Origin of the sequence: Oceanobacter sp. 3_MG-2023 (assembly GCF_030688925.1) — a bacterium.
Lineage (GTDB): Bacteria > Pseudomonadota > Gammaproteobacteria > Pseudomonadales > Oceanobacteraceae > Oceanobacter.
The window spans coordinates 1-2,889 of record NZ_JAUYVX010000033.1 but is presented as its reverse complement, the minus strand read 5'-3'; the positions used below and the strand labels follow the sequence as shown (position 1 = coordinate 2,889).

Below are 2,889 nucleotides of genomic sequence, written 5' to 3'. Positions count from 1 at the left end.
CTTACGGTTGTTCGACAGCAGTGCCAGCGCCATCACGGCCGAAATCCAGGTCAACAGCTACACCACGGGTGCTCAATCCGATGCCAACGTCACCGTGCTGGACAACGGCAACCTGTTGGTGAGCTGGACTTCAGACAACCAGGATGGCTCCGAAGGGGGCGTATATGGCCAGACCTTCGATACCGATGGCAATGCCCTTGGCAGCGAGTTCCTGATTAACAGCAGCACCGATGGCAACCAAAACGAACCCGACAGCAGCGCTCTCGCGCTTCTGAGTATCGACGAAAACAGCGGCGCCGGGCAGGTGGTGTATACCGCCACAGCCACTGATACCGGCGATATCTCCGATGGCGTGACTTTCTCGCTCTCGGGCGATGATGCCGCCCTGTTCAGCATCAACAGCAGCACGGGCGAAGTGACCCTGTTGGCCGATCCCGACTACGAAACCCAATCCAGCTACTCATTTATCGTTACCGCTACCGATGGAGCCGGTAACCATACCGACCAAGCGGTTACCCTTGATGTCAACGACCTGGACGAAACCGCCCCGGTGTTCAGTTCGTTGAGTGCCGGGTTTATTGTCACCTGGACATCGGCAGGCCAGGACGGCTCATCGACGGGAGTGTATGCCCAACGTTACGATCTGGCAGGCCACCCGGTGGGTGAAGAAATACAGATCAATAGCTACAGCACCAATGCGCAATACGAATCCAGTGTGGCCGTTTATAACGATGGGCGCTGGTTGGTCAGCTATACCAGTTATCGATCAGATGGTAATCGTGACGGGGAGACCTATGTTCAAAGTTATGATGCCGCAGGCAATGTGATCACCAGTGAATACGCGGTGAATACCTTTAGCGCAGGTTATCAATGGCGCTCTGAGGTAGCAACCTTGATCGATGGTCATGCCATCGTGGTTTGGGAGGAGAACTTTGATGGTGATATTATCGGAAACTGGCTGGATGCCGAGGGCAACCCCGTTGCGGGTAATATTGCTATTGATGAGACTTCCGATTATCCATTTCAAAGCCCCAGCGTTGCCTCGCTGGCCGGTGGTGGCGTCGTGGTGGCATATGCAGTTGACAAAAGGTATTTGGGCTATCCTGGGATCTACGATGAGGATGCCATTGCCTTCACGATTTACGGCGCCGATGGTGAGGTGGTGACGGCCAGGATTTATGCCAACAGTACAACCGCCGGTTCTCAAATTGAACCGGAGGTGACCGGATTAACGAACGGCGGTTTTGTGGTGGTCTGGCAATCCGAGAACCAGGATGGTTCTGGTTATGGTATCTATGCCCAACGTTACGACGCCAATGGCAATACCCTGGGCGGGGAATTCCGGGTCAATACCGAGACGACCGACAATCAACTGGATGCCAGTATCACCGCTCTGGAAGACGGTGGCTTTGTGGTGGTCTGGACGTCTTATGATCAGGATGGCAGCGGTATGGGGGTATTTGCCCAGCGTTACGATGCCGACGGCAACACCATTGGTAGCGAATTCCAGGTCAATACCAGCACTGCCGGAAACCAGTCAGAGCCCGGTATCACTGCGCTGGCCAATGGTGGATTTATCATTACCTGGACATCCAGCGACCAGGATGGTGATGGCAAGGGTGTGTATGCCCAAGTATACGATGCCGATGGTCATGCAGTAGGGAGCGAATACCGGGTTAACAGCTATACCAGTGATAACCAGAACGATGCATCCGTGGCAGGGATTATTCTCTCGGTGGCGGAAAACAGTGGTGCCGGGCAAGTGGTGTACACAGCCGTGGCTACCGACACCGATGACAAGGGCACGGATACCAGCGCCAGCGTAACGTACAGCCTCCAGGGCGACGACGCCAGCTACTTCAGTATTGACGCCATCACTGGTGAAGTCACCCTGTTGGAAAACCCGGATTACGAAACCCGTAGCAGCTACTCGTTGGTGGTGGTCGCCACCGATGGTGTCGGTAATCAGGTCAATCAGGTGCTGGATATCGCGGTCAACAACCTTGATGAAATCGCCCCGGTCATTACTTCGGGCAGCAGCGTGAGTGTGGATGAAAATACCGCCATCGGCTCTGTGATTCATACAGTCACCGCCGATGATTCCGGGGATATCTCCGGTGGCGTGACTTTCTCGCTCTCGGGCGATGATGCCGCACTGTTCAGCATCGATGCCAGCACCGGCGACGTCAGCCTCAACACCATACTGGATGCTGAAACCCGCACTGACTACTCATTGATCATCACCGTGACGGATGCGGCGGGTAACTACAGCAGTCAGGCTGTCGCCCTGACCGTGAATGACCTGGACGAATCCGCTCCAACCTTTACCTCCGGCGCTGCCGGTTACGTGGTGAGCTGGACGACCGCCGACGACAGCGACGGCAGCGGTATTGTAGGCCAACGCTACGACGCCAACGGCCAGACCCTGGGGGATGAATTCCAGATCAATACCACGGTGGCGGGAGACCAGAGCGAATCCTCGGTAACAACCCTGCTTGACGGCAGCTTTATCGTGGTATGGACCACCGCCGACGACGGCGATGGCAGCGGTATTGTCAGCCAGCGTTTCAGTGCCAGCGGCGAGCGGATTGGTAGCGAAACCGTTATCAACAGCAGCACCACCGGCAGCCAGAGCGCTGCGCAAGTCGAAGCACTGGGCAGCGGTGGTTACGTGGTGGTCTGGACCTCGAACGGTCAGGACGGTGACGCCGATGGCGTCTACGCCCGGATCTACGACGCCGACGGCAACGCGATCAGCGCTGAACTGGCGGTGAATAGCTACACGACAAATAATCAGAACGACGCCAGTGTTACCGCCCTGGCCGACGGCGGCTTTGTCGTGACCTGGACCTCCGAAAGCCAGGACGGTGGCTACTTCAGCACTTACCT

General features: G+C 56.4%; 1 protein-coding gene. It reads left to right on the top strand.

What is annotated here, in order from left to right:
• Nucleotides 1–2,889, top strand: a 2,889-nt coding sequence (locus Q8W32_RS16450; RefSeq protein ID WP_305415676.1) for a cadherin repeat domain-containing protein, incomplete at both ends; no start/stop codon positions are given.